At 43.5% G+C, this 22,433-nt stretch carries 21 protein-coding genes and 1 pseudogene; 1 reads left to right on the top strand and 21 read right to left on the bottom strand.

What is annotated here, in order from left to right; genetic code table 11:
- Positions 1 to 22: 22 nt before the first annotated feature.
- From lpdA to BBEV_RS06580, 5 genes are all read right to left on the bottom strand, one after another.
- A complete protein-coding gene (gene lpdA / locus BBEV_RS06600) occupies positions 23 to 1,450 on the bottom strand; it encodes a dihydrolipoyl dehydrogenase (protein ID WP_069364745.1) in 1,428 nt (475 codons plus the stop codon).
- Positions 1,451 to 1,512: 62 nt separating this feature from the next.
- On the bottom strand, positions 1,513 to 2,598 hold the full coding sequence (gene buk / locus BBEV_RS06595) for a butyrate kinase (RefSeq protein ID WP_069364744.1): 1,086 nt from the start codon (positions 2,596 to 2,598) through the stop codon (positions 1,513 to 1,515).
- Between the two features lie 36 nt (positions 2,599 to 2,634).
- Positions 2,635 to 3,732 carry a branched-chain amino acid dehydrogenase gene (gene bcd / locus BBEV_RS06590; protein WP_069364743.1) on the bottom strand — a complete coding sequence of 366 codons (1,098 nt, stop codon included), beginning with the start codon at positions 3,730 to 3,732 and terminating at the stop codon, positions 2,635 to 2,637.
- A 17-nt stretch (positions 3,733 to 3,749) separates the two neighbouring features.
- On the bottom strand, positions 3,750 to 4,670 hold the full coding sequence (locus BBEV_RS06585) for a bifunctional enoyl-CoA hydratase/phosphate acetyltransferase (RefSeq protein WP_069364742.1): 921 nt from the start codon (positions 4,668 to 4,670) through the stop codon (positions 3,750 to 3,752).
- A 144-nt stretch (positions 4,671 to 4,814) separates the two neighbouring features.
- Entirely contained in the window at positions 4,815 to 6,872 is a 2,058-nt protein-coding gene (locus tag BBEV_RS06580) for a sigma-54 interaction domain-containing protein (protein WP_198155076.1), read from the bottom strand.
- A gap of 171 nt (positions 6,873 to 7,043) precedes the next feature.
- On the opposite strand from BBEV_RS06580, the gene BBEV_RS06575 reads away from it, so the two are divergent.
- Positions 7,044 to 7,301 carry a DUF2627 domain-containing protein gene (locus BBEV_RS06575; protein ID WP_407690243.1) on the top strand — a complete coding sequence of 86 codons (258 nt, stop codon included), beginning with the start codon at positions 7,044 to 7,046 and terminating at the stop codon, positions 7,299 to 7,301.
- Between the two features lie 29 nt (positions 7,302 to 7,330).
- Here BBEV_RS06575 and spo0A read toward each other — a convergent pair.
- The 16 genes and pseudogenes from spo0A to BBEV_RS06495 form a co-directional block, all read right to left on the bottom strand.
- Positions 7,331 to 8,102: pseudogene (spo0A, locus tag BBEV_RS06570) on the bottom strand (sporulation transcription factor Spo0A).
- 150 nt (positions 8,103 to 8,252) lie between these two features.
- Positions 8,253 to 9,956, bottom strand: a complete 1,704-nt coding sequence (gene recN / locus BBEV_RS06565) for a DNA repair protein RecN (protein WP_069364741.1) — start codon at positions 9,954 to 9,956, stop codon at positions 8,253 to 8,255.
- Between the two features lie 19 nt (positions 9,957 to 9,975).
- The gene (gene ahrC / locus BBEV_RS06560) at positions 9,976 to 10,425 is read right to left on the bottom strand and encodes a transcriptional regulator AhrC/ArgR (protein WP_069364740.1); all 450 of its coding nucleotides are present in this window, start codon (positions 10,423 to 10,425) and stop codon (positions 9,976 to 9,978) included.
- A 469-nt stretch (positions 10,426 to 10,894) separates the two neighbouring features.
- A complete protein-coding gene (locus tag BBEV_RS06555) occupies positions 10,895 to 11,698 on the bottom strand; it encodes a TlyA family RNA methyltransferase (protein WP_069364739.1) in 804 nt (267 codons plus the stop codon).
- Positions 11,699 to 13,588 carry a 1-deoxy-D-xylulose-5-phosphate synthase gene (dxs, locus tag BBEV_RS06550; RefSeq protein WP_069364738.1) on the bottom strand — a complete coding sequence of 630 codons (1,890 nt, stop codon included), beginning with the start codon at positions 13,586 to 13,588 and terminating at the stop codon, positions 11,699 to 11,701.
- Between the two features lie 9 nt (positions 13,589 to 13,597).
- A complete protein-coding gene (locus BBEV_RS06545; protein ID WP_069364737.1) occupies positions 13,598 to 14,212 on the bottom strand; it encodes a hypothetical protein in 615 nt (204 codons plus the stop codon).
- 703 nt (positions 14,213 to 14,915) lie between these two features.
- A complete protein-coding gene (locus BBEV_RS06540) occupies positions 14,916 to 15,797 on the bottom strand; it encodes a polyprenyl synthetase family protein (RefSeq protein ID WP_069364736.1) in 882 nt (293 codons plus the stop codon).
- Positions 15,798 to 15,812: 15 nt separating this feature from the next.
- The gene (locus tag BBEV_RS06535; RefSeq protein WP_069364735.1) at positions 15,813 to 16,049 is read right to left on the bottom strand and encodes an exodeoxyribonuclease VII small subunit; all 237 of its coding nucleotides are present in this window, start codon (positions 16,047 to 16,049) and stop codon (positions 15,813 to 15,815) included.
- Positions 16,046 to 17,410 (bottom strand): exodeoxyribonuclease VII large subunit, encoded by a 1,365-nt coding sequence (xseA, locus tag BBEV_RS06530; protein ID WP_069364734.1) that lies wholly within the window; start codon positions 17,408 to 17,410, stop codon positions 16,046 to 16,048. The genes BBEV_RS06535 and xseA overlap by 4 nt, the downstream gene beginning before the upstream one ends.
- Positions 17,411 to 17,435: 25 nt before the next feature.
- The gene (folD, locus tag BBEV_RS06525; protein ID WP_069364733.1) at positions 17,436 to 18,290 is read right to left on the bottom strand and encodes a bifunctional methylenetetrahydrofolate dehydrogenase/methenyltetrahydrofolate cyclohydrolase FolD; all 855 of its coding nucleotides are present in this window, start codon (positions 18,288 to 18,290) and stop codon (positions 17,436 to 17,438) included.
- 39 nt (positions 18,291 to 18,329) lie between these two features.
- Positions 18,330 to 18,734, bottom strand: coding sequence for a transcription antitermination factor NusB (gene nusB / locus BBEV_RS06520; protein ID WP_069364732.1), 405 nt, complete (start codon positions 18,732 to 18,734; stop codon positions 18,330 to 18,332).
- Positions 18,735 to 18,882: 148 nt separating this feature from the next.
- Positions 18,883 to 19,290 (bottom strand): Asp23/Gls24 family envelope stress response protein, encoded by a 408-nt coding sequence (locus tag BBEV_RS06515; RefSeq protein WP_069364731.1) that lies wholly within the window; start codon positions 19,288 to 19,290, stop codon positions 18,883 to 18,885.
- 18 nt (positions 19,291 to 19,308) lie between these two features.
- Positions 19,309 to 20,670, bottom strand: a complete 1,362-nt coding sequence (gene accC, locus BBEV_RS06510) for an acetyl-CoA carboxylase biotin carboxylase subunit (protein WP_069364730.1) — start codon at positions 20,668 to 20,670, stop codon at positions 19,309 to 19,311.
- 12 nt (positions 20,671 to 20,682) lie between these two features.
- Positions 20,683 to 21,192: an acetyl-CoA carboxylase biotin carboxyl carrier protein gene (accB, locus tag BBEV_RS06505; protein ID WP_069364729.1), complete on the bottom strand. Its 510-nt coding sequence runs from the start codon at positions 21,190 to 21,192 to the stop codon at positions 20,683 to 20,685.
- A 224-nt stretch (positions 21,193 to 21,416) separates the two neighbouring features.
- Positions 21,417 to 21,821 carry a hypothetical protein gene (locus BBEV_RS06500; protein WP_069364728.1) on the bottom strand — a complete coding sequence of 135 codons (405 nt, stop codon included), beginning with the start codon at positions 21,819 to 21,821 and terminating at the stop codon, positions 21,417 to 21,419.
- Between the two features lie 150 nt (positions 21,822 to 21,971).
- Positions 21,972 to 22,385, bottom strand: coding sequence for a hypothetical protein (locus BBEV_RS06495; protein WP_069364727.1), 414 nt, complete (start codon positions 22,383 to 22,385; stop codon positions 21,972 to 21,974).
- Between the last annotated feature and the right edge of the window lie 48 nt (positions 22,386 to 22,433).

Here is a 22,433-nt window from a genome sequence, read left to right as displayed (position 1 = left end):
TCTTTCAGTTCATCACTAAATTTTATCCACCATGTATTTCGTTTCCATCGACTGCCAATGCCGCTTCGCCCATAATTTCAGAGAGTGTCGGGTGTGGATGGATCGTCGATGCCACTTCCCAGTGAGTAGCATCCAGTACTTTGGCTAGTGCCGCTTCGCTGATCAATTCAGTCACATGTGGTCCAATCATGTGAACACCAAGCAGATCCTGACTTCCTTTGTCCGTTACGAATTTGACGAAGCCGTTTGAATCTCCGAAGACCAGTGCTTTTCCGATCGCTTTGAAGGAAAATTTCGCTGAGATTACGTCGTACCCTTGCTCTTTTGCCGCCTCTTCCGTCAGGCCGACACTCGCCACTTCCGGATTAGAGTAGGTGCATTTCGGAACAAGATTGTCGTCTATCGGATCAGGATCAAGTTCTGCCATATGCTCTACGGCATGAATTCCCTCGTGTGAAGCAACATGCGCCAGCTGAAGTCCACCAATGACATCCCCTATTGCATAAATATGGTCTTCTGCAGTCTGGAAATGATCATTCACTTCGATAAATCCATTGTTCGTAAGAATTTCTGTGTTGTTTAACCCTATATCTTCTGTGTTTGCTTTTCTGCCGACTGAGACGAGTACTTTTTCAGATATTATACTCTTCTCTTCGCCTTTATGAACATAGTGAACCGTCACCTGGTTGTCCTGAATATCCGTCTGATCACCTTTTACTTCAGCGCCAGTAATGACCTTAACGCCTTTTTTCTTCATTGCTCGCTGCATTTCTTTACTAATGTCCCGATCTTCACCCGGCAGTAATCGATCGAGGTATTCCAGAACAGTCACTTCTGCGCCGAAATCCACAAGCATTGAAGCCCATTCAACGCCAATCACTCCGCCTCCTATAATCGTAATTGAGGCTGGGATTTCTTTAAGCTTCAGTGCACCCGTTGAAGAAAGAATCTGTTCTTCATCAAGTGCAAGGCCCGGCAATGTATTTGACCGGCTGCCCGTAGCAATCATCACAGATTTGGGAACGAGCATATCGTTTTCCTGATCCCCATCATATTCGACCGAAACTGTACCCGCTCTTGGTGAAAAAATTGAAGGGCCCATGATACGGCCATAACCCTCGTATACATCTATTTTTCCTTTTTTGATGAGGTGCTGTACACCTTTATATAATTGATCAACTATGGTTTCTTTGCGCGTTTGAACTTTTTCGAAATTTAGGGAATATTCAGACACATCGACTCCGAAATCACCAGAGTGTTTTATTGTGTCAAAAACTTCTGCTGATCTTAATAATGCTTTGCTGGGAATACAGCCTTCATGAAGACACGTACCACCTAGTTTCCCTTTTTCAACAATGGCCGTTTTTAAGCCAAGCTGGGAAGCGCGAACCGCAGCGACATAGCCACCAGTTCCAGCTCCTAATATGACCAGATCATATTCTAATGCCATGGGAATTCCTCCACTTTTCCGGAGCGGCAGAGCGGTTTAATTCATTCTGCCGTCACCGGTTATTATTTTCGATTCGGATAATGCCTTACTCTTTCCTGATCTTTAAGTACACGAAGCGCGCCTTCAGTTAATGCCTGCATTTCATTCTCACCAGGCTCAACAATAACCTGTGAAATCCATTTGATGCGAGAGGTAATTTTTCCGACAAAATTATTGCCATATGCAAGGCCTCCGGTGATAACGATCGCATCCACATCACCGTTTAACACAGCTGCATGTGAACTGATTTCTTTGGCAATCTGATAAGCCATGGCATCATAGACAATGGCAGCATGCGCATCACCGCCTTTGATTCGATCTTCCACTTCCCGGGCATCGTTCGTCCCCAAATGACCTACCAATCCGCCTTGACCAACGATTTTCTTCATGACTTCATGTGCATAATATTCCCCGGAATAACACATTGACACCAGGTCTCCAGCGGGCACAGTCCCCGCTCGTTCTGGTGAAAGAGGTCCTTCACCATGCAAGCCATTATTCACATCTACAACCCGGCCTTTTTTATGACTGCCAACTGTAATTCCACCACCCATGTGGCAAACGATCAGGTTCAGCTGCTCATATTTTCTGCCAAGATCTTGTGCCACTTTTCTTGCAACAGCCTTTTGATTGAGGGCATGAAAGATACTTTTTCGTTCGAAATCTGCTACACCACTGATCCGCGCGACATCATCAAGTTCATCCACGACAACCGGGTCGACAATGAATGCTTCGATATTTAACTGCGAGGCAATTTCATCTGCCAAAATCGCCCCCAGATTCGATGCATGCTCACCGTTTCTGCCGCTCCGAAGATCACTGAGCATTTCATCATTAACACGGTACGTGCCACCTTCAATGGGTCGAAGAAGCCCTCCACGTCCAACAACTGCAGCAAGTTTGGAAAGATTCATCCCATGATCCTCGAGTGCTTTCAGAATGGTTTGTTTACGAAAATCATATTGCTCAATAATGGTCGAATAACCTGACATGTCCTCTTGTTTATGTCTGATCGTCAATTCGAACAGTTCGCGATCATTTTCATAGATTGCTATTTTCGTGGAGGTGGATCCTGGATTTATAGCCAGGATCCGAAATGACTGCTCCATTTTTATACCACTCCTTCCGTCAAGACCACTACTTCTTTAACGGCCACGGCTTAAAATGTTCATTCCATTTTGCAGAAATTGACGTCTTGATTTTCTCATGGTTTCAATGCGTTCTTCCGCCATGCGATCTGCTGCTTTATAGCTGGCAATGCCGTCACGTTTGGAAATATCGAAAATTTTGGTGATGCTGTCATAAATCGTTTCAACTTTCTTCAGAGCCCGCTCTCGATTATAGCCAATCAATTCATCCGCCACATTAATGACTCCACCTGAATTGATAACATAGTCTGGCGCATACACAATCCCCATATCCTGAATCATATCCCCGTGTTTTGCTTCTTTCAGCTGGTTATTGGCGGCTCCCGCAATTACTTTGGCTTTGAGTTGTGGAATCGTCTCGTCATTGATCGTCGCTCCGAGAGCACAAGGTGAATAGATATCTGCATCCTGTTTATAGATATCATTCACATCCACTGCTTTTGCACCAAACTCATCCACTGCCCGTTTAACAGATTCTTTATTAATATCTGTGACAATCAGCTTCGCACCCTCCTTATGAAGGTAGTCACACATGCGGTAAGAGACGTTACCGACACCTTGAACTGCAATCGTTCGACCCTCAAGGGAATCATCACCGAATGCCTCTTTGGCCGCCGCTTTAATACCTACGTAAACCCCATAAGCGGTCACAGGGGATGGATTTCCTGATGAACCAAATTCAGGTGAGATCCCGGTAACGTAGTCAGTTTCCTGATATACCAGATCCATATCCGCCACCGTTATACCGACATCCTCTGCAGTGATATAACGTCCGTTTAATCCTTGAACAAACCGGCCGAATGCACGAAACATTGCTTCATTTTTATCTTTACGGGGATCCCCGATAATTACGGTTTTTCCTCCGCCGAGATTTAATCCTGCCGCCGCATTTTTATACGTCATTCCTTTTGCCAGGCGGAGGGCATCCTCAAAAGCTGCGTCCTCTGTATCATAGGTCCACATTCTTGTTCCACCCAGTGCAGGTCCAAGTGTTGTATCGTGAATCGCAATAATCGCCTTCAAACCTGATTCTTTGTCCTGACATATCACTGCCTGCTCGTAATCATACATTTCCATATTCTTAAATAGTTCCATGTTAACGTCCCCCTGTTTTATTTAATGATTGGTTGATCTGTTGAACTTAAAGCCATCGCTAAAGAGAAGAGCTTACTGTCAATTGAATCCGTTCTCGATGTCAATACAATCGGAGCCTTTGCACCCAGTATCATCCCGCCTACTACGGCACCACCGAAATAAGTGAATGACTTATATAAAATGTTCCCAACTTCTATGCTCGGAACGACCAGAAGATCTGCATCCCCACCGACTGGTGATGATATTCCTTTACTTACCGCAGCGGACTGGTCTATGGCATTATCAAAGCCGAGGGGTCCCTCTACCAAGCATCCCTTGATTTGACCACGGTGGTTCATTTGAGTCAGCATGGCAGCGTCCACGGTTGCCTGCATCGCAAGATTGACTGTTTCAACTGCTGCAACAACTGCCACTTTAGGTAACTTCACGCCCATTTTCACCATCGCCGCTGAACTATTTTCGATCATTTGTTTTTTTTCATCCAGTGCTGGTGCAATATTCATTGCCGCATCAGTCATGAAAAGCATCTTATGGTAATTCGGGATATGAAAACCGGCTAAATGGCTAAGTACTCTCCCGGTTCTGAGTCCCTCCGGTTTACTCAACACCGCCTTTAGAAGCACCGATGTTGGCACCATACCTTTCATGAGAACATGAGCCTTAGCTTCAGCAACTTGCCTGACTGCTTTTTTGGCTGCGTCGTTCTCATCTGTCGCATCGCTGAAACGGACTTTATCGCTATCTTTCCAAGAGAAACCACCTTCCTTCACGGCTTTTTTCATCTCTTGTTCAGGACCAAAAAAGTGAAAACGGCAAAGCCCTCGCTCCAATGCTGCTTCTGCCATCTGAAAAATACCAGGATCAACAGCATGTGCGACAGCAACTTCCATCGTTGATTTTCTTACCGGAAACGTATCAAGCAATTCTTCAATGGTCATTTTTATTCTCCTTTTTAAAACAACTTCCTACTATAGTGGTATGCAATAATCGTGCCAATTCAGATGAAAGCGTTAACAAGGCTTCGGTGGTGTTTGTTCGTGCAAATAATTGCATCTTACGCAAATTATTGCACGCATTATTTTTCAACCGAGTTTGAGTCGCTCCATTTTGTAGTATAAAGAACGAATAGAAATGCCCAATTCCTGAGCAACTTTTGTTTTTACTCCTTCATGTCGGTCAAGAGCGTTCAGAATTGCCCATTTTTCAGCCTGCATTGTAATTTCATCCAGAGACTTCCCCTCCAAAAGAGGTTCTTCTTTTTTTTGTTCCGGCTTTGTTGGCTGAATAAAATCAGGCAAATGCCTGACATCGATGACCTGCTCTGTATAATGCATTTGAATAATTGCCCTGCCTAAAACATTCTCCAATTCCCTCACATTCCCTGGCCAGTGATAAGTGGTCAATTTTTGATAGGCTTCTTTCGAAATGCTTTGTACATTTCTTCCATAGTCCTGATTTAATTTTGTAAGGAGATGCTGACAGAGGATCTCAATATCCTCTGTCCTTTCCCGTAAGGGCGGGATTGTGATCGGCATACGATTGAGCCTGTAATATAAATCTGCACGGAACTCCCCCTCTTGGATGCGTTCTTCAATCGCAACATTCGTTGCAGCGATTATTCTGACGTCGATGGCCACCGGGGTTGTGCCACCAACACGTACAATTTCATTTTCCTGAAGCACTCTTAACAACTTTGCTTGCATTTTTGGAGATAATTCACCGATTTCATCGAGGAAGATACTGCCTTTATCGGATTCTTCAAACAACCCTTTTTTTCCACCCCTCTTCGCTCCTGAAAAAGCACCTTCTTCATAGCCGAATAATTCACTCTCGAGCAGGCTTTCGGACAGAGAAGCACAGTTCACCCGGATAAATTTATTGTATTTTCGTTTACTTTCATTATGTATGGCATGTGCAAACAGCTCCTTTCCTGTTCCTGATTCTCCTCTCAAAAGGATCGTCGCGGGTGTCACAGCTGCAAGTTTAGCCTGGTCAATTGAAATTTGCAGTTGTTCAGAAACACTTGCGATATCTTTAAACCGGTACTGGGCTTCCAACGTACGGATAATTTTTTTCGCTTTTTCAAGCTCTTTTGTTAATGATTCCATCTCTGAAACATCATGAACGACGCCTACACTCCCTTTAATTTCGCCATCCACCAGTACAGGTGCTACATTGACAATAACGTCTTTTCGTTGTGGCCCAAGTTTCATTCTGACTCCTCTTACCGCTTCGCCAGTTTCAAGTACTTTAAAATGCATACTATCCCCTTCTGAAATATCAGCTGTTGCGGGTTGACCAATCACCTGATCTTCAGTCAGTCCAGTAATACGAGTATAAGCTGGATTAATCATCAATCCCCGACCTTTATCATCAACTACGGAAATGGCATCTTCCGAACTTTGTATAATCGCTTCAAGCATTGTCTGAACACTTTTTAAATTTGTTACTTCCTCAGCCATTTCTACGATATCTGTTACATCCTTAAAAACGGCCAGTGCGCCCGTGAGCTGATTGCCATCGAACACTGGAACCCGGGTTGTTATGATGTTTCGATCTTTCACAAGTGTTTGTTTACGGTGATATTCGATTTTTCCGGTCTTTAACACTCTCGGAAGTTCACTGGACGGCAAAACTTCATTGATCTCCTTTAATAAGACATCCTTCTCTGTCAAGCCTGTCATTTTCTCTGCACGGCGATTCATCATCGTAATTCGCTTGTTTGTATCGATGGCAATCATTCCGTCGGATGTGGACTGCAAAATTCCTTCCATTGTGCTGCTGTGCTTTCGGATTTTATCGATCAGTTCTTCTTTTTCCCTGATCAAATGAAACAATATCCCTGCAACGGTCCCTGGAATGACTGTTAACTTTTTTTTTCTGGCAGTTTCATGAACCGTTTCTGAGAATGCCTCATCACCGGTTACATCAATGACTACATCTTCAGGTGAGAGCTGTTCTATACCTTCAAGCCAATCAAAATATGCAGATACCCCTAATGACTTTGCGTATCTGATACCTGCACTTTCAGGATTTCTATCGACGATCCCTGCAATCCCTATTAAATCAGATTCGAGGATCGTATCCAAAAGTGCCATGCCACCGTCTCCAGCTCCGATAATTAAAGCTTGTTTCACCATTTCCACCCCCTGGTCCTAATTCCTACTATAACATGGTGGTGCTGAATCTCAAACTACTCTTCTCACGATCAATTATACGAGATACTCGACGTTTTCTTAAATCTGAAGTAAACTATTTATCAGGAATCTTTTTTCCTGTTGATATATTTTGTTGAAAGGAAGCGTCCGTTTATGACTATTCAGCGATTTCTTGCATTGATCGTTTTACTCATTCCTATCGCCCTTGCCGGATACGGCATTAAATTAATGCGTGACACATTGTTTCAAATCATCAACTGGCCTTACCCTGGAGGTACATTGCAATTTTTAGCCGGTCTGATTGCTTTTATTGCCGGCGTCTGGTTCATTGGCGGTTTCATTCTCCACAGAGATCGAAAAAACAATAAAGTTGCCGTCCGTTTTCAAAAAAAAGCACCCGTGAAGGATTGAATTCCTCTCAGGTGCTTTTTAAATTCAGTTCAAGCATTCGTCCATTCACGGCGAATGCGATCAGCCATCATGGCAATGAATTCTGAATTTGTTGGTTTTGATTTCGTTTTGTTGATCGTATGGCTGAACGTCTCTGCGATCGCTTCCACATTGCCTCTGCCCCAAGCCACCTCGATGGCATGACGAATTGCGCGCTCTACACGGCTAGCAGTCGTGTCGAAACGAATTGCGATTTCAGGATAAAGGATTTTAGTAATCGAACTTAATAAATCCACATTCTCATAGACCATCGTGATTGCTTCCCGAAGGTAATGGTACCCCTTGATATGAGCAGGAACGCCTATTTCACGGAGCAAATGAGATACAGCCTGATCGAGCGTCGACTGATTAATTTCACTATTTGCAGTTTGACGCTGCGTATTTGGCATATACCATACCTGTTTAACTTTCTTCATTAAGGTATCCATATCAAATGGTTTTAAAACATAATATGATGCTCCAAGTTCAACGGCTTTTTTTTGTATAATCTTCATGACCGAAAGCAGTTAGCATCACGACCCTCGGGCGTTCCTCTTCCTTGATATCCTGAATTTCTTCAAGTACGGACATACCATCCATATGAGGCATTATGATATCCAAAATAAGGATGTCCATCTCAGTCTGTTTGATCATCTTCATACATTCCTGCCCATTGTATGCATGGGCTACTAAAACCATGTCATCTTGAGTCTTGACATATTCATCCACTAGTTCGATCAATTCCCGATTGTCATCGGCGATTGCAATTCGAAGTTTCCCCACTATTATCTCCTGCCTTTTACCGGTCAATTCTTCCAACGCCTCTATTTCTAAATCAAATTATACCATATACCCCCTGTAATCAATAGGCAGAATGTGAAAAAACGGTGATCGATTTGCTTTTTTACATTCAGAACCTGTTACTTTCAGCACTTATTTCATTCGACTGGCTTGAACAATCAACTCTTCTGCATGCTGCCGAGTTAAATCTGTTATTTCAACACCGGAAATCATACGACTTATTTCCTCAGTCTTTTCTTTTTCCGTTAATGGATTGACATGTGTCACAGTGCGGTTTTTCTGGGCAGTTTTCGAAATGAAAAGATGAGTATCTGCCATTGCAGCCACTTGAGGTAAGTGTGTAATACAGAGCACTTGCGATGATCTTGATATGCCATGTATTTTCTCTGCAATCGCTTGGGCAACACGTCCACTCACGCCCGTGTCAACTTCATCAAAAATCAGGGATGTAACACCTTCATGCTTGGATAATATCGATTTCAAAGCGAGGATCAATCTTGAAATCTCTCCACCTGATGCAGTTTTAGCCAACGATTTAAGGGGTTCTCCTTTATTGGTCGCAACCTGGAAAGATACACGATCAATCCCTTCTTTTGTTATGCCTCCATCAGATTGAGTCGTACTTTGTTTTTCAAATACGACATTGAATACCGTATCTTTCATGTAAAGCGACTTTAACTGTTGGGAAATTTGTTTTTCAAGTTTAACTGCTGCGTTACGCCTTAGATCAGACAAGTGATTCGCTTCAATCATCAGATCTTTGTGCAATGCATTCAGTTCTTCTTGCCACTTTTCCATCCGTTGTTCACGGTTTGAAAGTGTGTCCATTTCTTCTTCGATCCGTGAAGCGTATTCCAATATTTCATCAACAGTCGAACCATATTTTCTTTTTAGCTGTTGGACTTCAGATAGCCTGCCTTCAATTTCATTTAATCGCTCCGAATCAAAAGAAATCTGTTCAAAATAATCCCGTAATGAAAAGGAAGCTTCTTCTAGTAAGAAATACTGATTGGCTACACTTTCTTTTAACTCTTGTAAATTGTCATCCACCTTAGCTGCATCTTCCACCTGATGCATCGCGGTCATTACCCATTCCAAACCTTTTCCATCACCATACAAAGCATCATACGCTCCTCTTGCTGAGGAGTAAAGTTGTTCACTGTTCTCGAGGATCTTTTTCTCCTCAATCAGCTCTGTATCCTCCCCTGGCGAAAGCTCTGCTCCCGATATCTCTTCATACTGATATCTCAAAAGATCAAGTCGCTGTGCGAGCTCTTGTTCATTCTCCGAGAATTGCTTCATTTGTTTTTTCTTTTGCATGTAGTCTTTATAGACATGATGATACTCGAGTTTTGCTTTTTCCATCGACTTCCCTGCAAAGCGATCGAGAAACTGAATGTGCTGATCCTGTTGCAGAAGTCTTTGGTGTTCATGTTGCCCATGGATATCAACCAGCGTTTGACCTATTTGCCTTAAAATCCCCAAGGTTGTCAGCTTTCCATTAATTCTGCAGATACTCTTACCCTGACTTGTAATTTCCCTGCGAAGAAGTACAGTTCCGTCTTCATCGATCGGAATATCAAGTTCCGTAAATAAATGCTGAAGCTCCTTATCTACAGCATTACTAGTGGAAAAGACACCTTCGATTTCAGCCCGCTTGCTTTGATGACGAACAAAATCAGCAGACCCGCGTCCGCCGATTAACTGGCCAATGGCATCGATAATAATTGATTTTCCTGCACCTGTCTCACCAGTTAATACAGTTAAGCCATCTTCAAACGAAATCGTTACATTCTCGATAATTGCAAAATTCTTAATCGTGAGTTCCAATAACAATCTGATCTCCGCCTTTCTATCAGAGCATATCAAGGAATCGCTGACTTACTTCTTCAGCCTGCTCATTTTGTCTGCATATAATCAGAATCGTATCATCCCCGCTGATATTCCCCATGACTTCATCCCATTCTAGGTTATCAATCAACGCCCCAACTGCATTGGCATTCCCCGGAAGGGTTTTCATAACAATCATATTTTCCGTTGAATCAATTGAAATAAAGCAGTCCATCAATGTCCGTTTAAGCTTTTGCAGCGGATTGAAGCGCTGATCCGACGGGAGACTATACTTATAGCGTCCGTCCATCATCGGAACCTTCACCAAGTGTAATTCTTTAATATCTCTACTAACGGTAGCTTGTGTGACGTTGAAGCCGGCATTCCGGAGATTCTCCACCAGATCATCCTGGGTTTCGATTTCCCGATTGCCGATAATATCCCTGATTTTAATATGTCGCTGCCCTTTATTCATCAGCCATTTCCCTCCATACATGTCTTAATTCCCTGTCATTGTATCTGATTTATTATAAATATACAATCATATTATAAATATACAATCATATGAAAGAAAATCATGCCCTTGGATTTTGTCATTAAAGAAAACTTGGCTTTTCGCCAAGTCATTGGTGAAAAGCCTTAGTTGCAATTATACATCATTCTTTCAGCGACGTTAATCATTCCTGAAAAATATAAAAAGGCTGCGTTGATTTATCAGCCTTTTGAGATCAAACTGTATTGAAGCTTGTTGATAATTGTTCTATTTTTTTGAATTTCGACCAAGTGGCGGCGGATTACTGCAGTTGCAGAAGACAATCCACGGAAACCGTTAATGTCGAGCGATAATTTCCTCTCACTTGCCGTACTGAAGCTATCTGGTTTTTATGCAAGCAACCGCCTGAAGCAATTGATGGACAACGCTGAATATAAACTGGCTGTGCAGATTAAGTGTAATGTGCTTCTGAAACAACAGCATCAATGTGTTTACGATCAAATGGAACTTGGCAGACTTCATCTGCTGTTAAATGCATTAAAAATTCTATATTTCCTTCACCACCACGAACTGGCGAAGGCGCAATACCTCTTACAGTAAAGCCAAGTGTTTCACAGAATTCCACTAAATCTTCAATTACATGTTCATGTACTTTGCGATCCCGAATGATACCTTTTTTCCCAACTTCGTCTCTGCCCGCTTCAAATTGGGGTTTAATGAGTGTCATGATATCACTCCCTGGCACGATAATCGTCTTCAATACCGGCATCAACAATCGAATCGAAATAAATGATACATCAAATGTTGCAAAATCAGGTCTCTCACCAGTGAAATCTCCTGGAGCTGAGTACCTGAAATTTGTTCGCTCCATGACTGTAACTCGTTCATCCTGTCGCATCTTCCAGGCAAGCTGATTGTAGCCTACATCTAATGCATAGACATGCTTTGCGCCTTGCTGCAAAGCACAATCCGTAAAGCCACCCGTCGACGATCCGATATCCAGCATCACTTTGTTACTGAGATTCAAATGAAAAACTTCGATAGCTCTCGCCAGTTTAAGTCCCCCCCGACTTACGTAGGGGAGGACCTCACCTTTAATCGACAATATTGCCTCGATGCTTACTCTCATCCCTGGTTTATCAATTCGTTCGCCATCCGCTAACACAACACCTGCCATCACAGAGCGTTTCGCACGCTCACGGGATTCGGCAAGTCCTTGTTCAACAAGAAGGACGTCAATACGTTCTTTCTTCATTTATGCTCGCTGCCTTTTTAACGGCAGAGCTTTTTGTACCCGATTTGTCAATTCATCTGCGGTTAAACCGATTTCTTCAAGTAATTCCGGTACACTGCCATGTTCAATATATCGATCCGGAATCCCCATGCGTTCCACATGTACATGATGGAACCCATTCTCATGAAGATATTCCAGGACAGCACTGCCAAAACCACCAAGAAGTGCGGATTCTTCCAGTGTAATAACCGGTCCATGTTCACTTGCAAACTGATTGAGCATCTCTCCATCCAAAGGTTTAAGCGATCTTGCATTGACAAGTCTCGCTGACACACCGAGCTTGGCAAGCTTCTCAACAGCTTCCTCAGCGACTGGAATCATTGTTCCAAATGCCAGAATTGTAACATCATTGCCTTCTTGAAGGACCTCCCATTTACCAATCGGGATTTGTTTGAATTCCTCATCCATTTCAACCCCATATCCATTTCCTCTCGGATAACGAACAGCCATCGGCCCATCATCATTTTGGACAGCAGAATAAAGCATATGCTGCATCTCGTTTTCATCTTTCGGCTGCAAAATTTTCATATTCGGCAAATGTCTCAGATAGGATATATCAAATACCCCCTGATGCGTTTCACCATCTGCACCAACGAGACCAGCCCGATCAATTGCAAAAACCACATTAAGATTTTGACGGCAGACGTCGTGAACGAGTTGATCATACCCTCGCTGAAGGAAAGTCGAATAAACGGCAAACACCGGCTTCATGCCCTGAGTTGCGAGACCTGCAGACATCGTTGTGGCATGCTGCTCCGCTATCCCCACATCAAATGTCCGTTTTGGGAACTCTTGAGCAAATTTATCAAGCCCCGTTCCCCCTGGCATTGCTGCCGTAATGGCAACAATACGATCGTCGTCTGTTGCGAGTTTCTTTAAGGTACTGGCAAATACACCGCTGTAAGATGGGGGGCCTGGTTTTTTTACAACTTCCCCGGATTCAATTTTATATGGTCCCAGTCCATGCCAGGTTCCTTTAGCGTCATTCTCGGCGGGACCATAGCCTTTGCCTTTTTTCGTGATCACATGAACGATAACGGGACCTTTTGTCTTTTTGGCATAGTTCACATTCTTCTTAAGGTCTTCAAGGTCGTGTCCGTCTACAGGACCAAGATACGTAAAACCCATCTCTTCGAAAAACATGCCGGAAACGAGCAGGTATTTCATGCTGTCCTTAACTCGCTCAGCAGTTGCTGCGAGTCGTCCACCAAAAGCAGGAATCTTTCGGATCAGCATTTCCAGATCTTCTTTCGCTTTTTGGTATTTTCCAGCTGTACGCATTCGACCCAGCATCGAATGAAGTGCACCTACATTGGGCGCTATCGACATTTCGTTATCGTTTAGAATAACAACCATGTCCGTTTGCTCATGACCGATATGATTAAGCGCTTCCAGCGCCATGCCTCCGGTAAGAGCACCATCACCAATCACTGGAACGACATGGGAATCCTCGCCTTTCAAATCTCTTGCAACAGCCATTCCCATTGCCCCGGATAAAGACGTGGAACTGTGTCCGGTTTCCCATACATCGTGTTCACTTTCTGAACGTTTTGGAAAACCACAAAGCCCTTTGTATTTTCGAAGCTGATCGAAGTTCCCCGCTCGTCCTGTCAGGATTTTGTGCACATATGCTTGATGTCCTACATCAAACAGAAACTTATCCTTAGGGCTGTCAAATAGCTGGTGAAGTACAAGCGTCAATTCAACAACACCCAGGTTAGGCCCAAGATGGCCACCGGTAACAGACAGATTGGATATCAGAAAGTCACGAACATCCTGAGCCAGGCTTTCGAGTTCTTCGTTGGAGTAATCTTTTAAGAACGACGGATCCTTTACATTTAGCAAGTCCAAGGGAACCCCTCACTTTCTCTTAGTTGACTTCACTTTTTGCTTACGCTGCTTCTTATCATTGAATATTGTTATGTTCAATTTTACCTCTAAAAAATAAAATAATCTACCCACTTGGTAAATAATTTCCGTTGAATAACCGATTGCAATCGTTTTTCCAACGGATTTACCACCGACTGTCAGCGCAGCTACTACACTGGTAAATAGAATAGAGATGGCGAATTGAACACTACTGCCGTCCTCGTGACCCATTTGCATAGCCAGTTGCAGCACGACATAGGCAGAAGCCGTACCACTGATAACCCCAGCAATGTCTCCAATCACATCGTTCGTGAAATTTGAAAATCGGTCTGCATTACGGGTGATAACCACACCGTGACGTCCACCCGGAATTTTTTCAGCAGCCATCGCATGGAACGGTTTTTCGGATGCAGCGGTTGCTGCCACGCCAATTGTATCCGAAAACACACCGATAAATACGATGACAAAAACGATGACCATACCAACAGCCCAGTTTACACCGCTTAAAACAGCTGTGGAAACAATTGCAAAAATGGCAGCCATGATCAGTGTAACAATGGATATAATGCCACTCCACTTCAAAGATTTTAATACAGCACTTTTCATCTATATTCCCTACTTTTCAAAGGTTTATCCCACGAATCCAGGATTTATTATTTACACGAAAACCCGCCGCTGGCGGGTTTTCATCAGTATGTATTCACGAGTGGTCACCCATAGGATAAAGACTGCGCCTTAGGTCCAGTAGGTTTTCCCATGCAGGTTCCCAAGCGTCGCCGCCCGGGAGGTTTCCCTTTAAACCTGTATTGACGGTGTCGCCAACCGTCAGACTGGATTGCCACTTAGAACGCACTATAATCCCCCATGGGCGTCAATAAAGAACAGTCTAGGGGTTTTCCCCGACAGCTCTTGCCATTCCCTATCCTCTTTTGCAGACGTGATTTCATGCAGATGCAAAAGCATCTGTAATCCCCTCACGGTCCACTCAAGGCAGGCTACGCTGCTCACAGACCTCCCGAGTCTGCATAGCAGGTTCATACCCCGAATGTCCGGTCGTCAGGGAAGACTTCCAACCATTCAGGGCCTCCACGGCTGGAGGGTCAACGCCCACATGCCATTGTGGATCGCCCTACAGCCTTTACTCCCAGTAATGACCCAAAGCTGGGCGCCTCAAGCCAAAACTAGAAACTTCATCGATATGCCCTTTAGCGGATTTTTAGGCCCGCTTTGGAGAATGGAGAGCCGACTAGAATACTGCACCACTCGCATCTTCAAGCATATCATGAATCCCAGATGTCAGACAACAGAATTATCCCTTCCGCTCGCCAATGTAGGAAATCAGCCCATCGAGAAGCGCGCCATCAAAATGTTGTAAAGTTTCAAGATTCTCATGTGCGGCATTCAAATGAAAATCCAGTTTTTCTTTGGCTCCTTTAACCCCTAACAGTAAAGGATACGTGTTTTTGTTGTTCGCGATGTCACTTCCGACCGGTTTACCAATCTCCTCTTCCGTTCCTTCGATATCAAGCAGATCATCCTTGATTTGAAACGCAAGACCAATATGTTTACCGATTTTACTCAATTGAATCAAGGCATCATTATGAAAACCTGCAATGATACCGCCGGCATAAAGAGAAACCGACAATAGATCACCTGTTTTTCGATGGTGAATAGCTTCTAAACCTTCAGGCGTCAATTGCTTGCCTTCACTTTGCATGTCAGCCACTTGACCCGCCACCATACCTTCTGGTCCAGCCGCTCGGGAAATTGAGGTGATCAGCTTTATACGCTGATCTGTGGTGAGGTGTTCATCTCTAGTGATTAAACTGAAGCTCTCTGTCAAGAGGCCATCTCCTGCAAGGATTGCCATATCTTCACCAAATACTTTGTGATTCGTCGGCTTTCCACGTCGTAAATCATCGTTATCCATCGCAGGCAAATCATCATGTATCAAGGAATATGTATGAATCATTTCCAAAGCACATGCGGTGTTATAACCGTATTCGAGAGGAAAACCAGCTCCTTTCAATACAGATAACAGCAGCACGGGCCGAACACGTTTCCCTCCCGCATTTAGCGAATAAACCATAGCCTCTTCAAGGATTTTCGGTGAATCGAGGGACGTTATCAAATCTGGTAGTTTTTGATCAAGAACTGCCACCTGTTCTGTTAAGAACGTATGAAAATCCATTTTTGTTCCCACCTGTTATGACTCCTCTTCCACATGAAGTTCCGTTCGTTCACCATTCTCATGAAGGACCTCCGTCATTTTATGTTCCACCTGCTTAAGCCTTTTGTGACAATCATTGGATAATGTCACGCCCTCTTGAAACATCGCGATCGCTTCTTCAAGGGGGACATCTCCCTGTTCAAGCTTTTGAACAATTCCTTCCAGTTTCTGCATGGCTTCTTCAAACGTCGGCTCTTTTGTTTCTTCACTCATGTCAGATCCTCCCGTTCCCGGTTCAATTTTGTCTTACTGAGTACTTCACAGAATAGTTTCCCATCCATCATATGAATCGTAACATTATCTTTGATGTTTACATGATCCACCTGTTTAAGAAGTTGTTCTTTTTCATTGTATACAAGACTATAACCTCTTCCCATCAATTTCAGCGGGCTTAAGAGATCAAGTTTCGAAGTCATTAACATCAATTGCTGCTGATGCGATGATAACTGTTGACTCATGACTTCCTTGAGTCGTTTTTCTTCTCTTGAAAGCCGTTCTTGTTCGATCGTTAATTTCCCCGCAGGATGCTGGATTTGAAGACGATCGCGCAACTGTTGCAATAGATCACGCTGATCACGGACTGATTGGAATGCACTTCGCTGAAAATCATCGATCAAACGATCAAGCTCCTGTTCCTTTTGCTCAATCAGCTGTTTAGGGTAGCGAAAAGCATAGGAACGTTGCAATCGTTCAAGCCTGTCTTTCTCCTGACTGATACGATTCATGATAGCTTGTCTGAGACGCTGATTACGGTCCACCAGCCAATCGATCATTTCCTCCTGATTCGGAACTGCAAGCTCAGCAGCAGCTGTAGGCGTAGGTGCACGCAAATCTGCAACAAAATCACTGATCGTCGTATCGGTTTCGTGGCCAACAGCTGATATAACTGGCGTCACCGCTCCAAAAATTGCACGAGCCACTGTTTCCTCATTGAAAGACCATAGTTCTTCGATGGAACCACCGCCTCTTCCAACAATAATCACATCAAATTCGTCGATTGCGTCAGCTTGCTGAATGGCTTTAACAATTGAAGCTTCAGCTGTTTCTCCCTGCACCTGAACGGGCAGCAGCGTAGTTTTCGCAACAGGATACCTGCGTTTCAATGTGGTTAAAATATCTCTGACTGCCGCGCCCGTTGGCGAAGTAATGACAGCAATATGTCTTGGTGTCCGGGGGATGTTTTTCTTATATCGCTGATCAAATAGACCTTCTTTTTCGAGCTTTTTTTTCAATTCTTCATAGGCCAGATATAAATTCCCCACCCCATCAGGTTGCAGTTCTTTAACGTATAACTGATATTGACCATAGGGTTCGTAAACGGAAACTTCACCTCTCACGAGGACACTCATCCCGTTTTCAGGGGTGAATTTCAAATAGCGGTTGCTACCTGCAAACATAACCGACTGGATTCTTGAACCGGCATCTTTTAATGTGAAATACATATGCCCCCTGGCATGGTGTTTGAAATTCGAGATCTCTGCTCTTAGCCACACTTGCTGAAGGAACGGTGATGAATCAATTTGCTCTTTGATTGCCTTCGTCAGTTCTGTGACACTTAAGAATGTCTGACTCATATGACTGTTTCCGCCTTTCTGCAGATCACTTTCTGCTTTTTCGTTGAGCAGAGAAAATCGTGTTTTGCAGTAACATCGTGATTGTCATCGGACCTACGCCACCTGGCACAGGTGTAATATATGATGCTTTTTTACTTGCACTATCAAATTCCACGTCACCGGTGAGCTTTCCTTCCGCATTCCGGTTGACGCCAACGTCAATTACGACAGCACCATCCTTGATGTCTTCACCCTTTACAAAGTGTTCTTTTCCTACAGCTACGACAAGAATATCTGCCGCTCGTGTGAATTCCTGCATGTTTTTAGTCCGCGAGTGGCAATATGTAACCGTGGCATGTTCATTCAGCAGCAACTGTCCGACTGGTTTTCCGACAATATTGCTACGGCCCACGACGACGACATGTTTCCCTTGAATATCAATACCTTTTGATTTAATCATTTCAACGATGCCATTTGGCGTACACGGTAAAAAAGCTTCTTGACCTGTCATCATACGACCGATATTAATTGGATGAAAGCCATCCACATCTTTTTCAGGATCAATGGTTTCAATCACTTTTTCTTCAGAAATATGATCTGGCAACGGTAACTGGACAAGAATCCCGTTGATATGCTCTGCATCGTTCAACTTGCGGATTTTATCAAGCAGTTCATCTTCTGAAATCGAAGGTGAGACATGATCCATTTCAGAATGAATACCGGTTTCCTCACAGGCCCGCTGTTTCGCCTTTACATAAGATTGACTTGCGGGGTCCTCTCCGACTAGAATCACCGCAAGCCCTGGAACGATCCCTTGTTCTTTCAGAATCGCGGTTTGTTTCTTCATCTCATCACGTTTTGATTTAGCTAATTCTTTTCCTGAAATCACGATCCCCGACATTTGAAAACCTCCTACAAAATTGCTTTTATTGTCATTTCATCAAGCGTCTTCTTCAAGCCGTTTAGCAGCATTGGAGAGAACACCATTAACAAACTTTCCTGCTTCTTCATCACTGGAGAAACCCCGCGCAATCTCAATGGCTTCATTGATCCCGACGTTAACCGGCACATCATCAGAATACATAATTTCATACAAAGCAATCCTGAGTATCGCCCGATCCACTCTGGCCAGTCTGTCAATCGCCCAATTGTCCATTGATGCCTGCAGGACATCATCAAGTTCATCCAAATGATCCACAACACCTTGAACAACTGATTCCAGATATGGATCGGTTACCTCGTTATCCTGGAGTACATTATTAATGGCTGAATCAATTGGTTCATCGGTCATTTCCACCTGATACAATGCCTGGACAGCTTTAATTCTTGCTACTCTTCTCTTCATCAGTTCGATCTCCTTTATACATCAAATATCCACTTTTGATCATAGCATAAGTTGTGGCCTCGTGACAGCGTTGGCCAAGAAGAACCTGCATGAATGTGTAAAAAAAGCCGTCACCGGTATACCCGGCAACAGCTGCATCATAGATGATTTACTTTTTATCAGGCAGTTCCGGTTCCAGCTTTGTTTCAAACTGAACACCAACGATATGCACGTCAACGGAGATGACATCAATCGCTGTCATATTTTTCAACGTTTGTACAACATTCTCCTGCATTTTCTTACCCACATCCGGAATCGAAACACCGTAATTGGTTGCGATGAAAAGATCGATGGAAACACCATCTTCAGTTAATTCAACCTTAACCCCTTTGCCATGAGCACTTTTCCTGCCAAGCCTTTCAGCAACACCTGAGGCAAAATTACCTCTCAAAGCTGCAACACCATCGACTTCCGAAGCAGCGATACCTGCAATTACCTCGATGACTTCCGGAGAAATTTCAACATTTCCAAAATTCTCTTTGTCTTCTGACATTGGAATCAAATGATTTTCGTTCATCTTTATCCTCCTCTTGGTTTACACCATTTCGTGATCATTCAGTGAATACGTTTCAAGAAATTTAGTATTAAAATTGCCTTCTAAAAATACCGGATGGCTCATCAGCTTCTGGTGAAAAGGAATTGTTGTGTAAACCCCTTCGATGATGAATTCATCCAGAGCCCTGCGCATTTTAGCAATTGCTTCAGCCCGAGTCGGGGCATAAGTTATCAGTTTCGCTACCATTGAATCATAGAATGGTGCGATCGTATAGCCAGGATACACCCCACTATCCACCCTGACGCCAAATCCACCAGGAGGCAGGTACATGCTGATGTTCCCTGGAGATGGCATGAACTGTTTGTCAGGATTCTCAGCATTGATACGGCACTCTAATGCCCATCCATTGAATACCACTTCATCTTGAGTATAAGAAAGCTTCGCTCCTGAAGCAACCAAAAGCTGTTCTTTTATAAGATCAACTCCTGTTACCATTTCTGTAACTGGATGTTCGACTTGAATGCGCGTGTTCATTTCCATAAAAAAGAACTCATCTGTATTATGATCAAAGATAAATTCTATGGTTCCGGCACCCGTATAATTCACAGCCGCCGCAGCCCGGACAGCTGCATCTCCCATTTGCTTCCGAACGTCTTCAGAAACAGCGGGGGAAGGGGATTCCTCAACCAGTTTTTGCAAACGACGTTGAATGGTGCAATCACGTTCTCCCAAATGAATGACATTCCCAAAGTTATCCGCCATCACTTGAATTTCAACATGCCTGAAATCTTCAATATATTTCTCCAGGTAGACACCTTCATTTCCAAAATTAGCTTTTGCTTCTTTTTGGGTAACGGAGATACCTTTTTTTAATTCCGATTCATTCGCCGCTACGCGTATCCCTTTTCCACCACCACCAGCTGTTGCTTTGATAATGACTGGATAACCAATGGTTTCAGCAACTTTCACACCTTCTTCAACCGTACCCACAATTCCCTCTGAGCCCGGAACGACAGGCACACCTGCTTTCTTCATCGTTGTCCTTGCAACATCTTTTGTCCCCATCTGACTGATAGCCCAGGCACTGGGACCAATGAAGGTGATATTACAGGCTTCACAGATCTCCGCAAAGTCAGCATTTTCTGCCAGGAATCCGTATCCAGGATGAATACCATCAACTCCGGTCAAGGTCGCAACACTCATAATGTTTGTCATATTCAAGTAACTGTCCGCCGAAGAAACAGGTCCGATACAGTATGCTTCATCAGCCAATTTGACATGGAGCGCTTCAGTGTCAGCTTCAGAGAATACTGCAACCGTCTCGATACCGAGCTCTTTACATGCTCGTATGACTCTGACAGCAATCTCTCCGCGGTTTGCAATCAATACTTTTTTCAACATTTCACTCATCACCTACACCGATTTCACGAGGAATAATTCTTGCCCATATTCAACGAGCTCCCCATTTTCAACAAGAATATCAACGATCTCGCCATTGTGTTCCGCTTCGATTTCGTTCATCAGCTTCATTGCTTCCACGATGCAAACAACCGTATCCGCTTTGACTTTATCTCCTTTTGTTACATATGGCTCTGCATCAGGCGAAGGAGATGCGTAGAAGGTTCCCACCATTGGAGAGGTCACCGCTTCAACACCAGCGCGATTACCTTCGTCACTCGAGACATTCTCTGTTTTAATAGCAACGTTCTCCTCTGCCGGACGGACAGGCGTGAGAGGTTCCTGTGTCTGTATTGGTGATTCCTGTTTTGGAGTTGCCTTCGTTTCTGATTGAACAGGACTGCTGAGTTGACCCTGGTGTTTCTTAACAGAAACTTTAGAACCGTTTTGTTCAAATTCGAATTCATCAATCGATGATTCATCTACAAGTTTAATGATTTCTCTGATTTCCTGAATTTTCAACATGGTCATCACTCCATTTTCGTATTTATCCTTTGCTGATTGTCAATCGACAAAAACGCCGGGGTCGAAATCATTTATCAATTCTGATAAATTCGCCTACATATTAGGACGTAGTCATAAATATGCTACCTTAATTCCCGTTAAAAGGGAACCTTTTTCGAAGAAATTTCTACCGCTCAATAAAACAAAGAATCCCGCTTCTTTGATATTGAGCGGGATTCTTTGTTTTATTCTTGTGAAGATTCTTTCGGGTTGCCATCTTCAGGTGCTTCTTTCTCATCTTCTGTTTCGGCCTCTTCAGCAACCGGGGTTTCCACCGGAGTTTTATACTCCCGGAAGATCGGAAAGTCTGAAAGGTTATCCGGAAATTTGCCCTTTTCGAGAAGAATGATTTTGACGATATTTTTGTTCCGGGCCATATGGTAGGTTTCACCATATTCATTTTCCTTGGTAAATTGTTTCAGGCTTTGATAATCTTCCTCTTGAATTGAAACGGGTTCCCCATCTCCAGAAACTTCTGGACTCTGCACAAAACCAACTTCAAACTCAACAATTTGAATCTTATCATTCTTAATGTTTCTTGTTTGTTCCAGGACAGCTTTTGCCCCTTCTGTTAAATCTGACCACTCCATGTACATTCGCTCCTTAATGACACTTGTTCACTTCCTGATAACAGACTGAGGCCTGCAACTTTTGAAGCTGTGCGTTCAATAAGGTATTATACCACTAACCTTGCAGGAAATCATAGATCTCGAGCTAAACTTCAATAAAGAGCTTCTCATTCAGATGTTCAGCTTTGTCTGTGATCGAATGACATTCAGCAGTTGATCCTTACTTTCTGTCCATTCTTCAAAAGATTCCCTATCCGCACAAAACGAGCTGACTTCCTCATTACCATCAAATACATTCACGCAGTAAAAATCGTCCCAATGCTTACTGTAACTGACTGTAAAACCGTTCTCCAGGGTGATTGTTTCATCGCCCTTAATCCAATCCGACTGAGTGACCTGAGCAAGGTGACTATTGACGAGGTCTTTCATCTCGTCTTCATCCCATTCATCAAACGCGCTGACATCCGTGCAGAATGAACCTGTCGATTTACCATTCTTCATCACTTCAACACACACAACATACTCCGAAAATTTTTGGAAATTCGCTGTGACAGAATCCGAGATGGTTACCTGCTTCTCATCCATGTCAATCACCTCTTCATTAAGAATGTATCTGATAAAACACAATTGCAA

Source organism: Salisediminibacterium beveridgei (assembly GCF_001721685.1).
Lineage (GTDB): Bacteria > Bacillota > Bacilli > Bacillales > Salisediminibacteriaceae > Salisediminibacterium > Salisediminibacterium beveridgei.
This window is presented reverse-complemented; position numbering and strand designations above follow the sequence as displayed.